Annotated in this window: 1 protein-coding gene and 1 pseudogene; both read left to right on the top strand. The window is 63.4% G+C overall.

Features of this window, described 5'->3' with window-relative positions:
• A partial coding sequence (locus RXV90_RS25810; RefSeq protein ID WP_316653302.1) for a hypothetical protein occupies nucleotides 1–238 on the top strand: 238 nt, incomplete at its 5' end.
• Nucleotides 239–327: 89 nt separating this feature from the next.
• A pseudogene (locus tag RXV90_RS25805) lies at nucleotides 328–525 on the top strand (hypothetical protein); the annotation flags it as partial.

The raw sequence follows: 525 nt of genomic DNA, 5'->3' as shown, positions 1-525 counted from the left end.
GGGAACGCTGCTTGCCCGATTTCGGGACGTTCCTGCGCTCGCCAGCGATCACGGGAGGGTCGCACGAGACCTGAGCCGGCTGCTTCCCGAAGGCAGGGCGTCAGGTAGCCTTAAGCGAGCTGCCTCGACCGTCACCGGCGGCAGCCCGGGTACAAGCGGCGCGATCTGGGCGGTACTCGCGATCATCTTTGTACTGTTTCAGATGTTCATGGTTGGCGGGTCAGGGTCAGGCGAATGACCGTCCCAACCGCGACCGCGAGGAGACCGGCCCATGCGGCACACAAGTCCGGTACGCTATCGCCTCGCGAACAGGGCATACTCTGGGACATGGAGGAGCAGTTCTGGACCAGCGGCGCCGATAGTGCGCAGGCGACGACAGCGACCAATGCGGTGATGATTTTTCCCTATCCGCCCGGCATCCTCCAGGGTGGCCAAATCTGGACCCATATTCGGGAAAGGACCGGCTGGCGCTCCGTTGTCATGGCCGAACGGCGCGTGATGCGGTGTCATGACATCGCCATTCTC

Origin of the sequence: Ovoidimarina sediminis, from assembly GCF_032586175.1 — a bacterium.
In the GTDB taxonomy this organism is placed as follows: Bacteria; Pseudomonadota; Alphaproteobacteria; order Rhodobacterales; family Rhodobacteraceae; genus Ovoidimarina; species Ovoidimarina sediminis.
Note: the sequence above shows the minus strand (reverse complement) of the source record. Positions and strands in the feature narration are given on the sequence as shown.